The following is a 23,395-nucleotide window of genomic DNA, read 5'->3' on the forward strand; positions in this document are numbered from 1 at the left end:
ATCTGGCACAGAGATGAAAAGAAGATCGGCATTAGTTACATTATTAGTTTTCGGAATTGCAGTAATTTTTTCCTGCAGTAAAGATGAAAAGTTGCCAATGGCATCAATTATTGGTAAATGGGAGATAAAAGCTTCCATAATTGAATTTACCGGGCAGCGGGAAAATTTTGATAAAGGAAATGGTAAAATTGTACAATTTGGCGTGAAAGATTATTATTTCATGACGGGTAACAACACGACAAAAAAGGGGCTGTATTCCATTGAAAGAAAGCTAAGTAAAATAACAGGGAAGGAAGAATCGTATATCATATATGATGATGTCAAAGATGGCGTTCCACAGATCTATTCCGTTAGTTCAGAAGAATTAATCCTATCAATCGATGCAATGGATGGACCTACCGCTATTTACAGAAAGATAGATTAGCGGACATCCTATAGTCAAATTTAACGTTGCCGTATATAATAAGCGCATATTACACCACGTCTTATCAAAAGTACAATGGAGCGTATAGATCAATTAATTCGATTAATGATTATGCCCATGCGATTTTTTGCCGAGTACAAGAAGTGCATCTCTGAAAGCTAGTGCCAGCTCCCTAGAAGGACCGACTCCAAAGTAATGAAGAAAGATCATGTGTGGATCATCTCCAAGCATATGGTTGTGGATTGCTACAATTTCGATATGGTGTTTCCTTAAAGTACTGATAACTTGATTGACCTCATGGTCTAACATTGCGATGTCACCCGCAATATAGGCTTCGTTTTCGGATCCGGTAAATGACGCCCAACTGTTTAAACCGATCGATGATGTCATTTCGGCTCCCATTGCCATAATTTTTAAATCGGATCGTCCCACTGTATATTTGATTGTTGAGCCGTTTATCGCTGCCTCATGACCGATAATGTTATTTAATTCCGTAACATTAAATATCTTATCCCCGGGATCTTGTTTTTGATCCGATGGTGCTGGTTGATTTCCAACAGCTATCTTAGTGTTTGAGATAGCTGCTGCGTATTTCTGAGCCAATTCGACTGGTTCCCCCATACCGTGGATGTGCATATAAAAGATTCGGGGTTCTTCATAAAAGAAATGGTTATGGATTGCCCCAACTTCCAGACCTGATTCAAGGGCAGCAGTAATAAGGGGATTTACTTCTTCCTGAAGTAGAACACAATCACTCATAAGCACAGCACTCTTTCCATCCATGGTCCTCTTTATCGCAGCCCATCCTCCAAAGCCAAAAGATATAGGAACATCCTTACCTTTGACGGTCACAGCTAGATCATTACGGGGAAAATTGGTATTATGTGTAACTTCTTTTGTATTATATTTTCCTTTCTTTCCTAAAGCCTTTTCAATTCCCTGGATTTCAGCCTCGGTTAGATCAGGCGTATTCGACGTGGTCGTAGAAAACGCATGAACTGTTTTAAGGCCAACTAGTCCGCTGCCTGTTAGGAGCAATCCCATTTTCAATAGCGTTCTGCGTGACGTTAAGTTTCTAAAATTATCCATTCTGATCTATTATATTTTGAAAATATTACTACGTATAAATAATAAACTATCCCTTGCAACAAATGAACACCACTATTGTTGTCGATTTGGGAATTTTAATCGATCACCATTCGATTTAGAATATATATCCGAATTGAAAAGCAGCAGCAATAGAAATTTTTTGTTCATTGCCAAATCGGACGGGGAAGGGGGTGGCTAGAAAAAGTTTTCCAGCCTGACCATGTGTTATGACCTTGCTTAATACTGGTGTAAGCCCATATCGTCCAGAAGTTTCAAATGCGACCCTAGCGATAAATGTGAATTCCTTTCCGATGGGAAATAATACGCCCGGATGGAACAAGAAATTGCTCATTTTGCTGTTCCCGGATGCTATTTTAATGTAGGGAACCATTTCCAGTGAAAATCCCAAGTGTCCTTCTCTAAGTATATTGATACCTGTCGGCATACCTACCTGATAGCTATCTTTAAAATTTGGCGTTATCGTACCAGATGATAGGGAAACAATGGGGTTTACTATACCAACATAAGCAACTAGTTTGCTCGGTTGTTGGGCTCTTAAATGTAATGATGATAAGAGTATAATAATGATCGCTGCACAAAAAGTTTTATGGTAAGAGGAGTGGTATCGGTTTAGTTTCATAATATCTGCTTTATAAAAGCAAGTATAACTAATACGTAACATCTCAAAATAGAATAAATTTTACTATTTTGTATATTCCTTACTTTTTAAAAGATTTCCTCCTATATTCTGAAGGATTAATTCCTGAAAATTTTTTAAAAATGCGTGTGAAATGACTTTGATCAGAAAAACCTGTCAGATAGGCAATGTCAGTAAGGGAAATTGAGCGGTCAGACATCAGTTCAATGGCTTTTTCTATTCTTTTTTTACGGATGTACTCACCATAATTTAAGTTTTCAAAATATTTTGAGAATTCGCGTGATAAATAGCTTGAACTAATATCCAGTTCTTCGGAAAGTCGATTTAAGCTTAATGTTGTATTTGTATCGATTTGATCCTGTATCATTTCCCGCAATGATGCGGTCCATTCCGGAGATTTTTCTTTTTGCTTATCATTTAAATGTTCATGATAGATTTTAAGGAGCAAAACCTCAGTTGGCCCTTCATTGCTGTGTTTCAGTCGATAGAGGTGTTGAGCCCAGCTATAAAGGCCATCATAAATGACCATTCCGATCTCCAAAAGCTGATTGTCGTCCTTGATATTGTAAGCTAGACCTGAAAAAACCGCCTCGAGACCTGCAGATTGTGGCATTAAATCATGTCTATCCGTGTCTGCACCACGGACAATTGCAGCAATTCGTTTTAATGCCGGATCGTTTAATTCATGTTTTTTAAGGAAATAGTCAAATGTACACTCGTCTGCATAATGAGTGTATTCTACATCAGGAATATCAAACGGAATGGCGTTCGTTTGTTTAGCAATTTCAAAGACCATATCTAGGGGGGCATATATTATTTTTGCGTCCGGATTTATAAAACGCTTTATCAGCCATGGACAAGCAATCCTATCTATCTTTGGTCTTTCACGTGTAATCCAATCCATATCTTTTTTTCCGTCAAAATATTATTATTAAGATCAATAATTATTGTGTAAAAACAAAGGGAAGTATTTAATTTAAATCTTGAATTCGATGTTAAATACTGCTTAAAATAAAAGTATGGCGAAGTATTTTAAGAAACTCAGCAAAATTGATCTCTACACAATTAATCAAGTTAAGTTTTTCCCCATTAACGATGTTAATGATTTGGTATTCGTTAGGGATAGCAAGATGCTAAATGGTTTAACTTGTATTTATCAAATAATCTGTATTAGCGATAACATAGTGATTGGAGCAAATGATTTAGATCGCAGCCATAGTCTATCGAATGCTAATTCGATTCAATCAGGCAAATCGGCCTTTTTTACAAAAAATAAAACGAAAGGGAATCAACCGTTGTTATAAGGATACTTTTCATAAATTAGGTTAAAAACAGGTAGTAAAAAACCTTGAGATCCCCCCTCAAGGTTTTTTGTATTTATCTCACTGTTTTACTGAGCCATGCGAAAACTTTCAAACCAGCTGCTATTTATTCGAAGCCCATTAAAGTCACAGCCGCTCCGGTTGGCACTAGTTGATCAGGTCTAGTTCTTTCAGTTTACCCAATATAAGTCGGACGACGGCAGAGGTTCTGCCAACATCACTGAGGGTTATCCATTCAAATGAATCGATTTCACTTGCTGCCTGTAGTGTGCCCGAATAATCCGCAAAATAGCAGGTCATCTTCACGATTACATCGGCCTCTTTGCCATCGGCCGGGGCTTGGAAGGTCTCAAAATAACGGATCGAATCTTCTTGGACCTCAACGTTGAGTTCTTCCTTAATTTCTCGCTTCAGACATTCTATGTCAGATTCATTAGGTTCTCTTTTGCCTCCTGGCAAATAGAGCTTTGATTTTGATTTGGAAAGTGCCGTCAACACTTTTTTATCCGAAATGCTGATCAATGCGACCTTATCTATAACCTTATTGTCCATATTATAAATTTAGTGAATTAAAATGATGTAAGCGGTTAACAAGCTATGATCACTTCGCTTTTTCCTGTTTGGATTAAAGTTGTTTTTTTTTATTCTTATTACAGCATTTTAACGATGTACTTCTAAAGCAATGATCGTTAATCGATCCAAATGAAACCCTGAGAATAGGTACGGGCCTTACCGGCCACGATCACTCTATCGTTTTTGTTTTCGCAATAAAGTTGCCCCTCTCTTTCTGACAGCTGACGGGAAAAAAGAGTATCCTTTCCCAATCTTGATGCCCAAAACGGAATAAGGGAACAATAGGCAGAACCAGTAACGGGATCTTCCAGTATCGTTGATTGCGGTGTAAAGTATCTGGATACAAAATCACTGTCGTTCCCTGTTGCCGTGACGACCACACCTCCGGGATCAAGATTAATCAGATCAAAAATTGATCTGTCAATGCGGATGTTTCTGACCTCTTCCTCAGATTCGTACAGTAAAACATAATCTCTTGATTTATAAATCTCTTTGGGTTGTATGTTAAGCGAATTTTTAATAACGTCGGGCAGTGTGGAAGGCTGCGGCATTCTGGATGGAAAATCCATATAATAAACTTCGTTTTTTATATCGACAGTTAATTCACCTACTTGCGTTTCAAAAACAATTTTGCTTTTTTGATAATTCAGGTGTTTAACCAAGCAATGGACGGTCGCTAAGGTTGCATGGCCACATAAGTCCATTTCAATTTCAGGTGTAAACCATCTTAAGTGGATTGTATCACCGTTGTCTATGAAAAAGGCCGTTTCCGCCACCGCATTTTCACGCGTAATTTTAAACAGTGTCTCATCGGGTAACCACTCTTTTAACGGCACCACGCAGGCTGGATTTCCCCGGAAAATTTCTTCTGTAAAGGAATCTATTTGGTATAGTTCTAACTTCATGATGGATAAATTGCTGTCGTTTGTAAAGTTAATTCAATTTATGAAGATTAGCTTCATTGTTTACAGAATTTGACAGTAAACGCCATCTTAACCGATGCTGTATAACCCCTTTGAACAGGTCTCGGACTGTCAAATCCAAAAATTATTTTGTTCTTTTTCGCTCAGATTTTTCCTAACTGTAATTAGGTAGAAATACCCCAGATGTTATTGTGAAGTAAAATGATTAATAGTAGTAAACAGTTGAACAACATTTTGAGGGAAATATTTTAAACCTTTTTCATGCTGCTATTGTGTTATAGAGAAAATGGGGGTAAAGTAAATAAATAGCTATGGGACTATCGAAATATCGTGAAAAGCGTTCTGAAGAGAAAACCCCAGAACCGTTTGGGGGACAGCCAAGTGGGACTGAACTACGCTTTGTTGTGCAGAAACATGATGCCTCTCATTTACATTACGACTTTCGTCTTGAAATGGATGGTGTTCTGAAAAGCTGGGCGGTGCCAAAAGGACCTTCTATGGATCCTAATATTAAGCGCCTCGCTATGATGGTAGAAGATCATCCCTATGATTACCGAGACTTTGAAGGCGTGATCCCCAAAGGTCAATACGGTGGCGGTACCGTGATCGTCTGGGATGAAGGAACGTATGAGCCAGCTGAAAGTGGCATTAAGGAAGTAGCTAAACAAGAAAAGGACCTGTTGCATCAGCTCTATTCCGGCAAGCTTAAATTTAAGCTCAATGGTCAAAAGCTAAAAGGAGAGTTCGCTCTTGTTAAAGCCCACGGGCGTGGAGATAACGGATGGCTACTTATGAAACTTGACGATAAATATGCCAGTGAGAAAGATATCACAACAAAAGATAAATCAGTGATCTCAGGCAAGACCATTCCGCAGATGGAAAAATCACCCGATCAGGTTTATGGTGAACATATCATCAAAAAAGACAGTACGGTAAAAGATAAGCGCACGACAAGAAAGAAAGCATCCGAGCTAATCAATCAGCAGCTTGAAGCTGTTCCTACTGCGACTTCCAAAAAGAAAACGAATATTCAGGCACTTTTAAAAAATGCGCCAAAACAAAGATTCTATTCCCATATTGAGCCTATGCTCGCTACCTTGGTCGATAAACCCTTTGATGATGAGGGCTGGATCTATGAAGTCAAGTGGGATGGGTACCGCGCAGTAGCTTTTATGAATAAAGGCGAGGTGGAACTAAAATCCCGTAATGACAAGAGCTTCAATGAAAAATTCTATCCCATCTATGATCAATTGAAGGAGCTGAAATTAGATGCTATCTTGGATGGGGAAGTCGTCGTTTTAGGTGGAAACGGCACGGCCAACTTTGGCTCGCTCCAAAATTGGCGGAGTGAAGCGGATGGCGATTTGGTATATTACGTTTTTGATATCCTTTGGTATCAGGGGCAGGACCTGAAAGACCTGACATTGCTCGAGCGTAAGGCAATTTTAAAAGAAATCATTCCCAAAGGCAACAGCATCCTGGTCAGTGAACATTTTGAAACTTCCGGAATACATTTTCTGGAGGAAGCTAAAAAGCTTGGTTTAGAAGGGATTATGGCGAAGCGTAAAGATAGTACCTATCATATCCATTATCGTTCTAAGGACTGGCTTAAAATTAAAGCAAACAAAAGACAGGAAGTTGTCATAGGCGGGTATACACTGAATGATGAGTCAAGTAAGCAGTTTAGTAGCCTTCTTGTAGGCGTCTACGAAGGAAAAAAATTGATCTACACCGGAAAAGTCGGTACTGGCTTTAATGTTAAGCTTCAAAAAGAAATGATGAAGCTATTTAAGCCGCTTGTTATTAACAAAGCACCTTTTTCTGAAGAACCCGACGTCAATAAGCCCTCGCGTTTCAGGCCAAATCCGCCACATGCTACCGTGACATGGCTTAAACCGGAACTCGTCTGTGAGGTGAGCTTTGCGGAATTAACCAGCGACGGTATTATGCGGCATCCTTCGTTTGACGGAATGCGGGAAGATAAAAGTGCCAAAAAAGTAATTCTTGAGGAGGAAACTCCTACAGAAAAAATGGTAGACGATATGGAAGATAAAATTGTTACACCCAGAGTAAAAGGACCGCGGAAAACACTATTAAATCCGACAGATAAAACCCAGGTCAGAAAGGTAAATGGCCATGAACTAAAGTTTACCAATTTAGATAAGGTGTTTTGGCCAAAAGAAGGAATAACCAAAAGAGACGTCATCAATTATTACTATCAGGCTGCTCCATTTATATTGCCCTATCTTAAGGATAGGCCGCAGAGTATGAACCGTTTTCCGAACGGCATTGAAGGCGAAGGTTTTTATTTTAAGAACGTGACTGATACGGCACCGGAATGGGCAGAGACCTATCTCTACCACAGCGAAACGGATGAAAAGGACCGTCATTATCTTGTGGGCAAGGACGAAGCCACATTGCTCTATATGGCAAATCTTGGCTGCATTGAAATGAACCCCTGGAGCAGTACGGTTAAAAAGCCTGAAAATCCGTCGTTTTGTATAATTGACCTTGATCCGGACAAAAACTCGTTTGATCAGGTTGTTGAAGCTGCTCAGGTCACAAAGAGCATATTGGATGATATGGGGGCGACTAGCTATTGCAAAACCAGTGGCTCTACAGGGCTTCATATCTATATACCACTCGGTGGCAAATATACCTACGAACAATCTAAAGAGTTTGCCCGGGTAATTGTCACGCTAGTCCATAATGAGCTTCCTAAATTCACCAGTCTAGAGCGGTCCATAAAAGACCGCAAAGGGAAAATGTATCTTGATTTTTTGCAGAACAGGCCACATGCGACCATTGCAGCCGCATATTCTGTCCGCCCCAAGCCAGGAGCGACAGTGTCTATGCCACTTCATTGGGACGAAGTGAAAAAAGGGTTAAAAATAAGCGATTTTCATATTTTAAACGCGATTGAAAGAATGCAGAGTGAAGGGGATATTTTTAAACCTGTATTGGGGAAAGGGATTAACCTAAAAAGTATAGTGGATAAATATTATAAATAAATTTCATTTTTAAAAATCAATAACTTTAAACGAGCATTTATGAACGTAAAACGCTTTTTCGGAACAATACTGACTATTCTTGGTATTGTCGGTTTAATTTATACAGGCTATGAACTCATCAATAAAAGCACCGCGTACACCAATTTAGGGGTAGTGGGCGTATTGGCTTTGATTTTCTTTTTTGCCGGTATCGGTCTGGTGAAAAATACCAAAGACGAGTCTTAGTATTAGCCGCTAGTTAAAGACCTGCAGGGATTATAGTATATGGTGATCTCGATACATTTTTGCATCGCTGACCGTTTTATAAGGTAATCACTATCTTTCCGACGGTACGGCCGGTTTCGATTTGTAGATGAGCTTTTGCCATCTCGTCGAAACCGAAAACATGCGAAATGTGTGGTTTTAAAATACCATTTTCCAATAAGGATGCTATTTTCTGCATATCGCGACCACTTGAATAAACCGACATGAAATAACAGGCATGTAACTGTTTTTTTTGAGCCTGAAGCTCATCCGCTTTCGTATGACCAGAAGGTAAGGTAACTATTGTTCCAAATGGTTTTAGTACCTGTACTGACTTCTGAAAATTAATACCTCCAATGGCTTCTAGCACAAAATCAACCTCATAAAGTACATCCTCGAAATGTGTCTTTTGGTAATCGATATGTTCGTCTGCCCCCATGCCGAGTATAAAATCCCTATTGGAAATGGATGATGTAGCAATAACATAGGCTCCGATATGTTTTGCAATCTGGACTGCAAAATGTCCTACGCCTCCCGAAGCACCGTGGATGAGAACTTTATCAGTAGGTCTCAATTTCCCGTAACTATCAAATGCCTGCCAAGCCGTTAACGCCGATAAGGTGCTGGCAGCAGCTTCGATGTGGCTGATGTTATTGGGTTTCAAAGCAAGATGTTCTGCCGGAGCAGCGACATATTCAGCATACGCTTTACCGTGGCCAACAAAGTTGACCATGCCAAAAACTTCGTCACCAATGTTGAATTGGTTAACTCCAGGTCCGATTGCGGTTATTTCACCGGAAACATCCCATCCCAAAATTAAGGGTTGATGATGAGCTAAGTCTTCAGCCAACGGCGCCTGTCTGCTACGGACTTTAGCATCTACAGGATTTACACTGATGGCCTTTACCTTGATCAGTACTTCATCTGATTTTACATCAGGTCTTTGAATAGTTCTGTAGACTAAGCTATCCGTGTCTCCGAATTTTTCCAATACGATTGCTTTCATTTCAATTCTATTTATTGAGCAAAGATATACCGATAAGAGGTGCTAAAACAGGTACATTTAAAGTGTTTTTGGGTATCTTTACCTCATGGCGAAAGAAAATATTTACCAATCATTAGAGGTCTTCTATGAAAAGGTTGACCAATGTCCATTGCGTGAGAGGGAATTTAATTTTTTTGAATTCGTGTATGTCATTTCGGGAACTGGAAGCCACGTTGTCAATGGAAATAAGTTTGCATACCATCAAGGAGATATGTTTCTGATTACACCAAATGACCGCCACGAGTTTGATTTGAAAGGCACCTGTGAGTTTATGGTCGTGCGTTTTGGGGAGAACTATATCAAAGAATACGATTGGAAAAGTATAGACCACATCGCCTGTATTTTATATTATGCATCGCATTTATCGGGCTCCGTCATTATCCACCCCGCAGATAAGCAGATGGTTGCCTTACTGATGCAGAATTTACGGCAAGCGACAGCATATCCATCTATTTACAATGAAGACCTTATCCGTCATTTGGTCAATGCTGTCATTGTCATCGCAGGAAGGAACATTGCCGGAATGAAACCTCCTAGCATATCTTCTAGGTCGGATGGGCGAATATTGCAGATACTGGACTATATACAGGAAAACATCCGGCGGCCGGATTTACTTCAGATTTCAGCCATCGCAAATCAGTTCGGCCTGTCGCCAACCTACCTCGGCAGTTATTTCCGAAAGCAGTGCAACGAGACTATGCAACACTATATATCGTCCTATCGAATTCGCCTCATAGAGCATAGGCTACGGTTCAGCGATAAAAGGGTGCACGAGCTGGTTTATGAATTTGGATTTACAGACGAAAGCCATATCAATAAGTTCTTCAAAAGACATAAGGGCATGAGTTTAAAAGAATTTCGTGCCGGCGCGCTCTTGGATAACAGAAGAGAGGCTTAAGTCAGATGCTCGGCTTTTTTATAAAAGATCAAACGAATACTGCATTCCGGTTGTTCCTAATACGAAAAATGAGACGATTGCTTTTGCTGGCTTGATTTACACTTTGTCAAGCCAGCATTTTTGAAACCGACTATCCCATTATTGGGATCATAACTATATATCAGGGCTGGACTATTCCGGCCTTTTTTAGTATATGGTATACAATGTTGAACCTTAGGTGTTTATTGTATATGTCGGGTTGCCTTTTGCAGATGTTGACTTTAGCTACTTCGTCTTGCTGTACGACTAATGTTTTTTTCTAGATCATCCCAATGCTGTTTCACAGCCCGTTTTCTTTATTTTGGTTAGGATAATCCTCATTATGGCAACGTAAGTAAATCCATTTTAGAAGCAACTTTGCATTCATATTAATATTAGTTAGAAATGGAAAATAGGCAAAAGGAAAAAGTTTGGTTCATTACAGGATCTTCAAGAGGATTTGGAAAAATATGGACAGCAGCCGCTTTGAAACGTGGCGACAAGGTGGCAGCTACAGCACGTAATATAAATAGTATTGCCGCGTTAAAAGAAACGTATGGCGATCAGGTTTTGGTTCTTGAAGTGGATGTAACCAATCGCTCCCAAGTGCAAAATGCGATCCACCAAGCCAAGCAGTATTTTGGCAGATTGGATATTGTGCTCAATAACGCAGGATATTCTCTGGTGGGATCCATTGAAGAGAGTAGCACTGATGAGGTAAAAGTCATGTATGAAACAAATATTATAGGACCTATCCATGTGATTCAGGCGGCATTGCCTATATTGCGAGCCCAAGGGCATGGCCATATTTTGGGCACATCCAGCGCTGTCGGCATTTATAGTAATCCCCTAATCGGGTATTATTGTTCTTCGAAATTTGCGTTTGAAGCTATTTACGATAGTTTGTCTAAAGAAGTTGCGGCATTTGGCATCAAAGTAACGCTAATTGAACCTGGGGCTTACAATACCGAATTTGGTAGCACCGAATCACTGAAAATAGCCAGCAAAAAGCTGCCGTATTATGACGATTTGAAAAGCCAGGTGATGAAAAATTTACAAACGATGGAACGGGGAAATCCTAATGCAACTCCTGATGCGCTATTTGCTGTTGTGGATGCCGAAAATCCACCGTTGCGACTCCTTTTGGGTAAAAATGATCTGAAACATATCCGACAAATTTATTCAGAGCGTATCCAGGAATGGGAAACTTGGAAACCGATTTCTCAAGCAGCCCAAGGCTAGTGATCTATGTCGTCGTTAACAATCTTCCGATCTATTCGCTTTTCTTTTTTGTGAGGAAAAGCGAATATTGTTTAACTTGTAACCTAGAATTTTTATAATATGGTTTCCAAAAAATCAAATCATTCCGTAAAAAGATTTAATACGCTGGCCGATGTCATGCAGGCATCAGGTTTTCCGCCACCGCAGCATCCCTTAATTGTTTTGTTAAATGGGGTAGACAAGCCACTTGAAGGTCATGCTCCTCCTAAATCACATGTGTTGAACTATTATAAAATAGCTTTTAAACCAGATGCCGGAGGGGAACTAATCTATGGCCATACCAAGTTTGATTTTAAAGAGGGCGGTTTGTTTTTTGTTGCTCCTCAGCAGATTCTCTCTGCTATAGAAACGGATAAGCAGAAGGAAACTGGAGAACAAAGCATACTTCGCCCACAGATCACGCTGCTCATAGATCCTGATTTTTTATTGCACTATCCGTTAGCCCAAAAGATCCATCAGTATCACTTTTTCTCCTACGCTACCAATGAAGCATTGCACCTTTCGAACAAAGAAAGAGAAACCATTCTATCACTTTTCAGAAATATAGAAGAAGAGCTTGAGAACCGTATAGACGAGATGAGCCACAATGTGATCATTGCCCAGATTGAACTGTTGCTAAACTATGCCCAACGATTTTATAACAGGCAGTTTCTGACCCGAAAACAAAACTATCCAAGTATTGCCGAGCGTATTGATCAATTGCTAGAGGATTATTTCAATAGCGATAAGGTCCTGAGTGGAGGAGTTCCTACTGTGAATTATTTGGCTGATCAGCTGCATATGTCAGCGAGTTATTTAAGCGATCTGTTGCGAAACCTTACCGGTCAAAACACCCAGCAAATCATTCATGATAAAATGATTTATCGGGCAAAGAATAAGTTATCTACAACAGCTCTCCGCGTTTCTGAAATTGCATTTGAATTAGGTTTTGAACAACCGCAATCCTTTAGCAGATTGTTTAAATTAAAAACCAAACAAAGTCCACAACAATATAGAGCTCAATTCAATTAATTTTTGCGAATATTTAAACTCTCTGCACTATTTTTTGCGGTGCGGATTTGTATCATTATTTTTGAAAAAACACTTCATTTAGTTAATTATACAATGGAAGTTTTAATACTTGTAATCAGCATCAAATGGTACTGACAATCTAATGGAAGATAAATATAATCTGTTAAAAGAACATATAGAGAAAGTCGTTGTACTTACTGAAGATGAATTTGCCTTGGTAAAAGCATGTTTTATTCAACGGCAGTATAGAAAGTCGGAATGTATTTTTAGGGAGGGAGATACCGTCAACTATATTTACTTTGTATTGTCTGGTCTTCTTAAATTTTATTATACAGACGGTGACGCTAAGCAACATATTGTTTCGTTTGCAATGGAAGACTGGTGGGAAACCGATGTTTCGGCCTTTTATACAGGCGGAAATGCTTCATTTACTTTGGAATGTCTTGAGAACACAGAATTACTTTGTCTATCGCTGGAAAATTTTGAAAGGTTGTGCAATAGGCTTCAAAAGATGGAACGCTTTTTCCTTCGTAAATCAATTGCCGGCCATATCGGTTCACAGCAACGGATCTTATCATTTTTAACCTCGGGAGCAAAGGAAAGATATGAGCAGCTGATCAAAAGAAATCCCGCTTTACTGCAACGGATTCCAAAATTGTTGCTTGCTTCTTACCTAGGCGTATCCAGAGAGACATTAAGCCGTCTGTTTTCTTGATTTTATTTAATTGTGAGGTTTGTCACACAGGTGAATGTAAAAATATTTTGAGCTTTGCTCCATAATAATTTTACAGAAATGGAAAAGAAAATAATCAATCCTTGGAACTGGCAGGAAGCCAGAAATTATGTGCAGGCTGTTGAAATTAAACATGCCAATTCAACCTTATATGTGTCGGGACAATGTGCTATTAGTGATGATGGTGTATCGAGCACTGCTGATATGAGAACGCAGATTTTTCATACTATTGAAAATCTTGAAAAAGTTATTCAATCAAGTGGATATGAAGCTCGACATCTCGTTCGCCTCAATATCTACACGACCGATTCTACAGCGCTATTTGAAAACTTTGATGTAATTCAGGATTGGATTACTAAAAATAAAGTGAAGCAAACAAGTACAGTTTTGGAAGTCAAGACATTGTTTGAAACTTTGAAGGTAGAACTGGAAGCAACACTGGTTAAATAACGTCAGGATTAAAAAAATGGCGATAGCTCGCTATTTGCCATTTTTTTATTGTTGAAGAATCCCTTTACATTGAGCCGACCACTATAGATAACGTAGGGTGGCAAGATCCTGCAGGAGGAAAGGTGATGTAACAGAGATTCTGTTACAACTTACCTGAATTGGGCTACTGAGATCCTTATAAATCTTCTGAACTTTGTTTAATAATTTAAAACAGCAAAAGATATGCAAACGATATTAGGGGCTAACGGTCAGATTGGCGAAGAGCTCGCAAGAGAACTCAACAGAAATTTTACTTCATCTATACGAATTGTCAGCAGGAATGCGAAAAAAGTAAACGACACAGACGAGGTTTTTTCTGCGGATCTGTCGATCCGTGAGAAAGCAATCGAGGCAGTAAAAGGAAGTGAAATAGCTTATTTTACATTAGGCCTTCCGATCAGTTCAGATCGCTGGGAAAAACAGTTCCCGCTTATCCTTCGCAATGTGATTGATGCCTGTAAGATTAACCATACAAAACTGGTATTCTTTGACAATACGTATATGTATCCCCAGGATGACCGGGTATTGACAGAAGAAACTGTTTTTGGACCTGTGGGAAGGAAAGGAACAGTCCGAAGAAAAATGGCCGAAATGCTGTTGAAGGAAATGGAGTCAGGGGAACTTGAGGCTGTGATCTGTCGTGCACCTGAATTTTACGGCCCCGGCAAAACACAGAGTATTACCAATACCTTGATTTTTAACAATATCAAGGAACATAAAAAGTTGAAAGTACCTTTGAGTGTAAATAAGAAAAGAAGCCTCATCTGGACTCCGGATGCGAGCCGAGCCACTGCTTTGATTGGCAATACTCCTGACGCATTCGGTCAGACATGGCATCTTCCGGTAGATGGAAACCATCCTACCTACAAAGAGTTTATTCGAATGGCCTCAGCGATTTATAACAGAGACCTCCACTATGCTGTCATTCCTAAATTGATGTTTAAAATAGGTTCATTTTTCAACAAAAGTGTAAAGGAGTTACTGGAGCTTCTCCCCAGGTATGAGTACGACAATATATTTGATGACTCAAAATTCAGAAAGAGATTTCCAGATTTTCAGGTCACCTCATATACGCAGGGAATCAAAATCATTAAGGATGAACAGCTTTCAGGGGACAAAATAAATAAGTAAATTAGTCATGTACAAATCTGAAAATAAGCAAATGAAAACTCCAGAGAAAGTATCCTCTATAAGTACGCTTCACCAGTTTTTGGGATTAAAAAGACCTGCAAATCCATTGATCAGTGTATTTAATTTTGATGATGTTAAACTGGAATCGGAGACTATTCTTGGGGCCATTACTACTGATTTTTATGTTATTGCTTTAAAAAAAGACTGTGCCGGTGGAAAATGCAGGTATGGCCAGCAATATTATGATTTTAATGAGGGCATTATGTACTTTATTGCCCCAAATCAGGTTCTTCAGTTTGATGATATACTTCTTAATGGAGTGAGGGGCTTTGTTCTGGTGGTACATTCGGATTTTCTGCATGGGTATGGATTGGCATCCGGAATTAAAGAATATGGTTATTTTTCCTATACCGCGAATGAGGCATTGCACCTTTCTGAAAAGGAAGAGAAGACAATTTTTGATATAATCAATAACCTAGGGAGTGAAATTGAAGGAAACATGGACACGTTCTCACAGGACCTGCTGGTTTCCAATCTTGATCTGCTGTTAAAATATTGTGACCGGTATTATAACCGCCAGTTTTTGACCAGAAAGAAAGTTAATAGTGATCTTCTTTCAAAGCTGGAGCTATTATTGGATGATTATTTCAAAAATGATAAATTAACCCTTAACGGTATACCTTCGGTTCATTTCATAGCCGATCAGCTGCACCTGAGTGCGAATTATCTGAGTGATATGTTGAGAGTGCAGACAGGGCAAACCACACAGCAGCATATCCAAAACCGATTGATCGAAAAAGCAAAAGAATTACTTTCTACGACCTCAATGTCGGTCTCTGAAATTGCGTATCAGCTTGGTTTTGAGCATCCGCAGTCCTTTCACCGCCTTTTTAAAAGCCGAACATCGTTTTCTCCATTGGAATTCAGATCATCATTAAATTAAGAAAAAAATATGGGTATGATGAAAATCTTAATTATAGTAACCAATATCGGTATGTATGCAAATGGTCATCTGAAAACCGGTTTGTGGCTTAGTGAGCTCACGCACATCTACCATACGGCTAAAGAGAAGGGTTATGATATTACCATTGCAAGTCCTCAAGGCGGTAACGTTCCGGTAGATCCCGAGAGTCTAAAACACTTTACACTGGATAAAATTTCTGAACACTATTGGAATGAAGATGATTTTCGTTTATCTCTTGCAAATAGCGAAAAACTAGCAGAGCTGGCACAACAAGAATATGATCTGATCTATTTAGCTGGGGGACATGGTACAATGTACGATTTTCCAGATGACACTACGATACAATCAATGGTTAGGAATCAGTATGAAAAAGGAAGGAAAGTCGCGGCGATCTGTCATGGAGTGGGGGGATTATTAAATGTTAAGCTTAGCAACGGTGGGTACCTGATTAAAGGGAAATCAATGACTGGCTTTGACTGGTTTGAGGAATCGATTGCCAGACGAAGACGGGAGGTACCCTTCAATCTTGAAGCGGCCATCAAAGAGCGGGATGCAGATCTCAAAAAAGCTTTTATTCCAATGACATCTCATGTTGTTGTAGATGGTAATCTGATTACAGGTCAAAATCCATTCAGTTCGAAGGAAATGGCCAAGGTGGTAATTAACGAGCTTGAAAAATAAAGAACGCTTCCTTTTAATTTTTTTAAAACGCATACGTTTTTCGCCCCTGAAGTCACAAAAATTATCGGTCGTATCAATATCCATCTCGGCATCGCGTATTTAGCGATTGGATCCAGCCTATTTATTTTCGCTGATAACCACACGCATCATAGTTTAAAAACAGACTTTTCGGTTTCTTCCACATACCGCTTACATATCACTTCTTTTCCTTAGATAGCCCGGCCTACAGCCATACTTTTGCTCTATACATAAAAACAAAAGAATATGGCAAATCAATTTTTAATTAAGAACACGATGCAGGAGATGAAGACGTTGGACTCTACTGAAATCGCTGCATTGCAAAACGGAACCTATACAGGAGTTCAATTATTAGGCTATTACGAAAAAGGGGATACGCCAGCTCCAATCGTTTACTATTACGTGAATCCGCTAACTGATCCTGATCCAGGGGGCGACGATGGAGGCAGTGTCATTGAGGTGCAGGGTAGTAAATTTATCCACAACTTTCAGGTTCTGTATTTCTCTTATTTTGGTGCTTTAGCAGATGGAGTGGCCGATGACAGTCTTTGTATAAAGAAAGCATTGACCTTAATCAAAGAGAGCAAGTGTAGTAAACTGATGATAGAAAAGGGAATCTACAAAATAACAACTCAGGCTTCCATTGACTTTATTGATTTGGAAGGAATCGAAATTTTATCCGAAGAAGGAGCTTATTTTTTGAACGATGATTTCGCTAACGATTTAATAACGGCATCCGCTACTTTTGTCGGCAATAAAGCTACTATTACAACGGCAGTGCCACATGGATTTATCGATGGGCTGCAGGTTGTCTTGACGGATTTTAGCGATCCGAGCTATAATGGGCTCTACAAAATCTGTGAGGTCGGAGTTAATTCTTTTTCATACACACTAGCTGCTACACCAACAGCCAATGCGGTTGGAAAAACGCGCCGTTCTAATATTGATAACACATTTTTGAAGTTAAGTAACTGTAGAAATTGTAAAATAGATCTAAGCTTTAAAGGTACCATACAAAACGTTGCGGTACAATATCGACTGGGGTGGGTAGTAATCAAACTTCAAGACGGTTGTTCGGGCATGTCAGTCAATTTAAATACCGAAGGAGTATCGTATGGTATCTTTAGTGGAGAGTACGGAAAAGATAAAGGCAATCTGACGAGATCATCGCTGAATGTAAAATCTAACAACACCGGTTACCCTATTGCGCTATGGAAGTCTGGAGATTTCTGTAGATTTAATGTGGAAGCACTAGATGTCCACCGCGGTATTTATGCTGCGGCTGTCAATAATTCATCGATCACGGTGGTCGGTAAAAATTATGATGTTGCAGGAGTATTGATTTCCAACCATGTTGTAGGTACAACATTATATGGTTGCGATAATCTCGATATACAGATTACTGATATTGGTACCGATAAACCTGTTCGGTTGCCATTGGTCGGGAAAATTAGAAATACCGTTGCGATCTATGGATCTAATGAACCCGGTGACGTCGAGATTAAAAACTTAAATATTGATATAAAATCAGTCAATGCAAAATATACTACAGGGTTGTTTGTAAAGACAGCTGCGGCCTCACATAAAGTGTCCAATTTAAATATTACCGGTTTTATTGATCGAAGAAAACTGACTGATGAAGAGATGGCTTACGAATGTACTATTGGAGATGATCCGGATAATCTAGCTGGAAGCTATACGAATATTGTTTTCCATTCCTGGAAAGTATATAACCCTGCTTCAGGTACGACCAAACCACTTGTGTTAAAACCGCGTCATTTAGAGGGCGATATAGTCTTTAATGACTTTTATTCTAATTCACCGCAAATAATCGCCATACCATTGCATCGATCTGTCGTGTTCCCAGTTGCCAAATTAATTGCTGGGGGCGATCCAAACGGTAATATTGGAGGAAAGTTAGGGGATCTATATACAAATAATACAGGAACCACACTGGACACTTCTGTATTTGTAAAGTATAACAATTCGCCAAATCAAGGATGGTACCCAATGCAGCCCATTATATTTGGAGCTACAATAAATAGACCTACTTTATCAGCATCCAATAGAGGTTTTTCGTACTATGATACCACCATTGGGAAACCGGTGTGGTGGTTAGGTTCATCATGGTTAGATTTGAGTTTGCAAAATATCTCGAATTCAAATACTGATGTAACATTGACACAGGCCTATGATACAGTAAATGTAGATGCCACTCTTGCTAATAGAATTGTGAATTTGCCTGACGTTACTCTACATCGAGGTAAAATATTCAGAATCATGAAAGGTGATAACTCCGCTAATACAGTATCGGTAAATCCAGTAGCTGGCAATAAGATTGGCATGCAGAATACGATCAAATTGCACCACAGAGGTAGCTATTTATGGATTATATCAACAGGAAATTACTGGGAAATAATAGGGTATAATAATGTTATTTACTCTACCAGCAATGTCGCGATAGACAAAGTCTATCTAAATTCGACATATCCGTCAACAGTTTATCCAATAGGAACTACGATTTTCTTTTATACTATAAATACGTTGGTGACAAAGGTTGCTGATAACGAGTGGACTAGTCAAATAATAAATCTGATTTCATAAAGATAATCCATTACCCAAAAGTTTCCCTTTACTTCGAGGGAAACTTTTTTGCTTTAAAATTGTCAGACGAAGATCAAATGACTTAAAACTATTTGTGTTTTTTGACCGATTCATCTATCAGTTTCATTAGTTGATCGACAGTTTTAGCTACTTCTTCTTTCTTCACGACCAATGTTTTTTTTTCTAGACCCGGTGGAAGGGAAATCTTGCCATTAAATTCCGGAATAAACATATTGATCTTTTCCTGATCCATTTTATTGAAATTAAAAAAAGTCCATTTCTTGGTTTCGTCTTCTTTTAGCGCTAATAAGTTAGCTGACGTGATCGCCATATTGTCTTTTTCAGACATGGACATGACCAATACTTGGGGAATAAAGCAATATGCAATCCCATTAATTTTTGAGACATCCATATCGACGTAGTTGATTACCGAATCAATTTTAACCCCGTATTTTATTAGAGAAGAATAGAGTTCCTTGGTCATTTTTGTTGCTTGATCTATCCCCCCCATGCTTTCAATTATGCGGGGCGATGTTTGGCTTAGAATCCCTTCGATATCTCCCGAAATAGACGCTTTTGTCATGATAGACAGTGCTTCCCTAAGCTGCGGATCTTTTTGCGCAGAACTTATATGATGAAAAATAGTTAATAGTGTAATTAACAAGAATATTCTTTTTGGCCGGATTTTTTTAAACTGGAACCAATTGTTGTTTTGCATAATGGAAAGAGGCTAATTTCTATTGAATGTACAGGTTTTTAGTTACAAATCAAATTTAGGTTGCTCGCAACGCTTATTGTATAGGCAGGGATAAATAGGTCATCGTTCTCACAAAAATGAATAGGTCATTTAACATCGAATATCGCGAATCCACCCAAGTTACATTTTAGTAAATTCCGAGAGGAAAATTGTTCTAAACAATAATCAGTACAAAGAGATTAATTCATACATAAGCAATTTGAGATGATATTAGTTCCATTACTGTGCTGACAAAAAAGGAGTATGCTGATAAAAAATAGCAAACGCTCTGCGGCGAGGATTGTTCTTTCTTTGCAGGCATAGGCTTTGGGTGCTTCGGAAAATCGTATAAATTTAACTCATTGTTCCATGGATCAGCTTCGCTTATTTCAACATGAAGGATATATTTTTCCGGAAGATCTCCTGGACTTTGAACCGGACTTTCTTACGCAGGAAGAAGCTGATCAGTTGTTTGATTTTCTGCTCAAGGAAGTACCTTGGCAGCAGACATCCAAGAAAATGTACGACCGAACGGTATCGACTCCTCGCTTGACAGCCTGGTATGGCGATGAAAATGCGACTTATCAAATGGCGGGCAAAACGATCGCTGTGAACGAATGGCTTAAACCTCTAAAAACATTGAAGGAGCGGATTGAACAGCGGTTTTATTGTACATTCAATTCCGTTTTGCTCAATCTATATCGCGATAACAACGATTCAGTCGCCTGGCACCGCGATCGCGAGAGCGAATTGGGCAATAGACCCGTGATCGGGTCGGTGAGTCTGGGACAAGCACGCTATTTTGATTTCAGGAAAGTGGACGATCATAATAAGAAGTATTCATTGCTACTGAACCATGGTGCTCTGCTGTTGATGAAAGGCAATTTGCAGGAGACATGGGAACATCGAATCGCAAAATCTACGCAAAAGATGAGCGCAAGGATCAACTTGACATTTCGTCTGATCAACGAACAAAAGGATGAATAAATAGGCTTCCATTTAAAACTAGGCTTTTCTCTGCCTGAATTTTTTGATGAAAATGAAAAATATAAGAATATTACACAGCGCCAACGAATTTATTGCAAAAGGAGATTATGAAAGCTTCTTAGCTTATTGTACTGCAGACACGAAATGGGTCTTTGTAGGGGACCGTACCCTCCAAGGAAAAGAAGAAGTCCGAGCTTATATGAAAGAGTTCTATCAGAAACCACCAGTTTTTAATGTCGAAAAATCTATTGAGGAAGGCGATTCTGTTATGGTGACCGGAGAAATCCGGTTGAGAAATAAGGCCGGAAAATATGAGCATTTCGATTATTGCGACATTTGGCGATTTGAAGATGGAAAAATGGCAGAGCTTAAAGCATTTGTCATTGAAAAACACGGATCGCCGCTACCGTCATCCGAATAGGCTTGGTATTTGATCTATTTCATGTGTGGTAATACAATAATCCTTAATTTTGATTGAATGTGTGGGGCTTTTCACCGGATGTGCCGTAGTGAATTTTGCGGGGAAGGCTATTGCGCACAAACTCACTAAAGCAATGGAAAATGAATTAAAATATCAGACAGTAAAACCTAACAAGCCGTTAGCGGATTTTGTTGACAGCTTTTGGCTTTTACAAAACCAATCGGATTGCGATAAAGAGGTTGTTGTACTGCCAGACGGAAGAGTTGATCTATTTTTTACGCAATCTGCAACAGATCCTTTCCACATGACGCTTTTGGGCATCCAAACTCAGCCGGGGCGGGCGACCATTGCGCCTTTGCGACAGACTTACGCCATCAGTTTTAACCCGCTTGCAATCCAATCTATTTTTCAGACCAGCATCGCCAACTTGGTGGACAGGGCAAGCCTCTTGCCTCCTAATTTTTGGAACTTTAGTGCCGACGACCTGAATGACTTTGATTTATTCTGTGCGAAAGCGACAAAAAAAATACAGTCACTTTTGCCACGTGAAGTTGACAACAGGAAACGGACACTGTTCGACCTCATTTATACATCAAACGGGGCGATTACAATCAAAGAACTTGCAGCACAATCGTTTTGGAGTCGGCAGCAGATCAACCGTTATTTTGATCAGCAGTTCGGACTTACAGCAAAAGCATATTGCAATATTATCCGCTTCCGTGCTTCCTTTCAGCACATCAAAGAAGGCAAATTGTTTCCACAACAAAACTTTGCCGATCAATCCCATTTTATTAAAGAAGTCAAGAAACTTGCAGGTGTTTCACCAAAAGAACTTTTGAAGAACCAAAATGAGCGTTTTATACAATTTTCAACGCTCAGATCCACCTAATTTTGTTCAGTCAAAAAAATTAAATTGTACTGGATATGAAATTACAAGACAAAAAAGTGGCAGTCGTTGGCGGTGGTCCAGGCGGACTCACATTAGCCAAACTCTTACAATTAAAAGGAGCAAATGTAACCGTATATGAACGTGATAGCAATAAAGAAGTTCGCCAGCAGGGAGCAACACTGGACCTGCACGAAGAAAGTGGCTTGGAAGCTCTTCGCAGGGCAAATTTGATGAAAGAATTTAAAGCTAGCTTTCGACCCGAGGCGGGACGTTTAAGGGTGTTGGACAAGCAGGCCATCATCAAAATGGATGAGCACGAGCTTCCACATAAGGATCAGGAAGATCGTCCTGAAATTGATCGTGCCCCTTTGCGTGATATTTTAATAAACGCATTGCATGAGGGTACCATTGTCTGGGACAGTCAGTTTGTTTCAATGGAAGAACAGGGTCATGGCTGGCTTCTGCATTTCAAAAACGGAAAATCTTTTTACGCTGACCTTGTCGTCGCAGCGGATGGTGCAAATTCAAAAATCCGCCTTTATCTCACCGATATTAAGCCAATTTATTCTGGCGTCACGATTGTTGAGGGAAATGTCTACGAGGCTGAAAAAAACGCACCGAAACTTTGGGAAATCGCAAAAGGCGGAAAAGTCTTTGCGCTTGGAAACGGACAATCCATTATCTTAAGTGCAAAAGGAGAGGGCAGTTTATCGTTTTATACCGGTTGTAAAGTTCCTGAAAATTGGGTGCAGGAAAGCGGCATTGACTTTAACAACAAGCAACAGGTATTTGATTGGTTTAAAGTCGCGTTCTCCTCCTGGAGTGAACGATGGCATGAACTTTTTGCAAGTGATGAAATTTGGTTTATGCCACGACCGCAATATCACTTTCCATTGGACCAGACTTGGCCCACATTACCCAACTTGACCATGCTTGGCGATGCGGCTCATCGTATACCGCCCTATGCCGGTGAGGGTGTAAACCAGGCGATGCAGGACGCTTTTGAGCTGGCCGAAAATTTGACCAGCGATCATTTTCCGGATATTCAGACGGCAATTTCACAGTATGAAAAACAAATGCAGGCAAGGGCGGCAGTAATAACCAAAGATACGTTGGAAAACACAGAAATATTACACGCGGAAGGTGGCCTTGATAATTTGCTAGCAATGTTTAAAGAGCGGAGGTAAACCACGCCCTGCCATTTCGTGGGCAAAAACCACGATTAATCCAATACCTACTCTTTTCC

23 protein-coding genes are annotated in these 23,395 nt (G+C 39.6%); 16 read left to right on the plus strand and 7 right to left on the minus strand.

Annotated elements, in window-relative coordinates:
* Window positions 1–13 precede the first annotated feature (13 nt).
* Window positions 14–424: a hypothetical protein gene (locus AAW12_RS22925; RefSeq protein ID WP_156167739.1), complete on the plus strand. Its 411-nt coding sequence runs from the start codon at window positions 14–16 to the stop codon at window positions 422–424.
* A 102-nt stretch (window positions 425–526) separates the two neighbouring features.
* Here AAW12_RS22925 and AAW12_RS22930 read toward each other — a convergent pair whose 3' ends face one another.
* From AAW12_RS22930 to AAW12_RS22955, 5 genes are all read right to left on the minus strand, one after another.
* Window positions 527–1,513 carry a DUF1259 domain-containing protein gene (locus AAW12_RS22930; protein WP_046675977.1) on the minus strand — a complete coding sequence of 329 codons (987 nt, stop codon included), beginning with the start codon at window positions 1,511–1,513 and terminating at the stop codon, window positions 527–529.
* Between the two features lie 115 nt (window positions 1,514–1,628).
* Entirely contained in the window at window positions 1,629–2,153 is a 525-nt protein-coding gene (locus tag AAW12_RS22935; protein WP_156167740.1) for a hypothetical protein, read from the minus strand.
* Between the two features lie 79 nt (window positions 2,154–2,232).
* Window positions 2,233–3,075, minus strand: coding sequence for a chromate resistance protein ChrB domain-containing protein (locus tag AAW12_RS22940; protein WP_046675978.1), 843 nt, complete (start codon window positions 3,073–3,075; stop codon window positions 2,233–2,235).
* Window positions 3,076–3,640: 565 nt separating this feature from the next.
* Entirely contained in the window at window positions 3,641–4,045 is a 405-nt protein-coding gene (locus tag AAW12_RS22950; RefSeq protein WP_046675980.1) for an NUDIX hydrolase, read from the minus strand.
* A gap of 137 nt (window positions 4,046–4,182) precedes the next feature.
* The gene (locus AAW12_RS22955; RefSeq protein WP_046675981.1) at window positions 4,183–4,971 is read right to left on the minus strand and encodes a PhzF family phenazine biosynthesis protein; all 789 of its coding nucleotides are present in this window, start codon (window positions 4,969–4,971) and stop codon (window positions 4,183–4,185) included.
* Window positions 4,972–5,300: 329 nt separating this feature from the next.
* Here AAW12_RS22955 and ligD point away from each other — a divergent pair, with 329 nt between their 5' ends.
* Both ligD and AAW12_RS22965 read left to right on the plus strand, forming a co-directional pair.
* Entirely contained in the window at window positions 5,301–8,000 is a 2,700-nt protein-coding gene (ligD, locus tag AAW12_RS22960; RefSeq protein WP_046675982.1) for a DNA ligase D, read from the plus strand.
* Between the two features lie 39 nt (window positions 8,001–8,039).
* Window positions 8,040–8,225, plus strand: a complete 186-nt coding sequence (locus AAW12_RS22965) for a hypothetical protein (RefSeq protein ID WP_046675983.1) — start codon at window positions 8,040–8,042, stop codon at window positions 8,223–8,225.
* A 76-nt stretch (window positions 8,226–8,301) separates the two neighbouring features.
* Here AAW12_RS22965 and AAW12_RS22970 read toward each other — a convergent pair whose 3' ends face one another.
* Window positions 8,302–9,249, minus strand: coding sequence for an NADP-dependent oxidoreductase (locus AAW12_RS22970; protein WP_046675984.1), 948 nt, complete (start codon window positions 9,247–9,249; stop codon window positions 8,302–8,304).
* Between the two features lie 85 nt (window positions 9,250–9,334).
* Between AAW12_RS22970 and AAW12_RS22975 the strand changes: the two genes are divergently transcribed.
* The 9 genes from AAW12_RS22975 to AAW12_RS23015 all read left to right on the plus strand — a co-directional run bounded on the left by AAW12_RS22975 (window position 9,335) and on the right by AAW12_RS23015 (window position 19,116).
* A complete protein-coding gene (locus tag AAW12_RS22975; protein ID WP_046675985.1) occupies window positions 9,335–10,186 on the plus strand; it encodes an AraC family transcriptional regulator in 852 nt (283 codons plus the stop codon).
* Between the two features lie 423 nt (window positions 10,187–10,609).
* The gene (locus AAW12_RS22980; protein ID WP_046675986.1) at window positions 10,610–11,446 is read left to right on the plus strand and encodes an SDR family NAD(P)-dependent oxidoreductase; all 837 of its coding nucleotides are present in this window, start codon (window positions 10,610–10,612) and stop codon (window positions 11,444–11,446) included.
* 99 nt (window positions 11,447–11,545) lie between these two features.
* Entirely contained in the window at window positions 11,546–12,496 is a 951-nt protein-coding gene (locus tag AAW12_RS22985) for a helix-turn-helix domain-containing protein (RefSeq protein ID WP_046675987.1), read from the plus strand.
* 142 nt (window positions 12,497–12,638) lie between these two features.
* On the plus strand, window positions 12,639–13,211 hold the full coding sequence (locus AAW12_RS22990; protein ID WP_046675988.1) for a Crp/Fnr family transcriptional regulator: 573 nt from the start codon (window positions 12,639–12,641) through the stop codon (window positions 13,209–13,211).
* A 78-nt stretch (window positions 13,212–13,289) separates the two neighbouring features.
* Window positions 13,290–13,679, plus strand: a complete 390-nt coding sequence (locus tag AAW12_RS22995) for a RidA family protein (RefSeq protein WP_046675989.1) — start codon at window positions 13,290–13,292, stop codon at window positions 13,677–13,679.
* Between the two features lie 222 nt (window positions 13,680–13,901).
* A complete protein-coding gene (locus AAW12_RS23000) occupies window positions 13,902–14,849 on the plus strand; it encodes an NAD-dependent epimerase/dehydratase family protein (protein WP_046675990.1) in 948 nt (315 codons plus the stop codon).
* A gap of 7 nt (window positions 14,850–14,856) precedes the next feature.
* Window positions 14,857–15,792 carry a helix-turn-helix domain-containing protein gene (locus AAW12_RS23005; protein ID WP_046675991.1) on the plus strand — a complete coding sequence of 312 codons (936 nt, stop codon included), beginning with the start codon at window positions 14,857–14,859 and terminating at the stop codon, window positions 15,790–15,792.
* Between the two features lie 15 nt (window positions 15,793–15,807).
* Entirely contained in the window at window positions 15,808–16,494 is a 687-nt protein-coding gene (locus AAW12_RS23010; RefSeq protein ID WP_231585341.1) for a type 1 glutamine amidotransferase domain-containing protein, read from the plus strand.
* Window positions 16,495–16,758: 264 nt separating this feature from the next.
* Complete coding sequence (locus AAW12_RS23015) at window positions 16,759–19,116, plus strand: hypothetical protein (protein WP_046675993.1); 2,358 nt, start codon at window positions 16,759–16,761, stop codon at window positions 19,114–19,116.
* Between the two features lie 88 nt (window positions 19,117–19,204).
* Here AAW12_RS23015 and AAW12_RS23020 read toward each other — a convergent pair whose 3' ends face one another.
* Window positions 19,205–19,834: a hypothetical protein gene (locus AAW12_RS23020; protein ID WP_046675994.1), complete on the minus strand. Its 630-nt coding sequence runs from the start codon at window positions 19,832–19,834 to the stop codon at window positions 19,205–19,207.
* Between the two features lie 387 nt (window positions 19,835–20,221).
* Between AAW12_RS23020 and AAW12_RS23025 the strand changes: the two genes are divergently transcribed.
* The 4 genes from AAW12_RS23025 (at window position 20,222) to AAW12_RS23040 (ending at window position 23,336) form a co-directional block, all read left to right on the plus strand.
* The gene (locus AAW12_RS23025; protein WP_046675995.1) at window positions 20,222–20,839 is read left to right on the plus strand and encodes an alpha-ketoglutarate-dependent dioxygenase AlkB family protein; all 618 of its coding nucleotides are present in this window, start codon (window positions 20,222–20,224) and stop codon (window positions 20,837–20,839) included.
* Between the two features lie 52 nt (window positions 20,840–20,891).
* Entirely contained in the window at window positions 20,892–21,260 is a 369-nt protein-coding gene (locus tag AAW12_RS23030) for a nuclear transport factor 2 family protein (RefSeq protein WP_084823331.1), read from the plus strand.
* 133 nt (window positions 21,261–21,393) lie between these two features.
* Window positions 21,394–22,149, plus strand: coding sequence for a helix-turn-helix domain-containing protein (locus tag AAW12_RS23035; RefSeq protein ID WP_046676396.1), 756 nt, complete (start codon window positions 21,394–21,396; stop codon window positions 22,147–22,149).
* Between the two features lie 35 nt (window positions 22,150–22,184).
* Window positions 22,185–23,336, plus strand: a complete 1,152-nt coding sequence (locus AAW12_RS23040; RefSeq protein ID WP_046675997.1) for an FAD-dependent oxidoreductase — start codon at window positions 22,185–22,187, stop codon at window positions 23,334–23,336.
* Window positions 23,337–23,395 lie beyond the last annotated feature (59 nt).

The sequence above is a fragment of the Sphingobacterium sp. Ag1 genome, from assembly GCF_000988325.1.
In the GTDB taxonomy this organism is placed as follows: Bacteria; Bacteroidota; Bacteroidia; order Sphingobacteriales; family Sphingobacteriaceae; genus Sphingobacterium.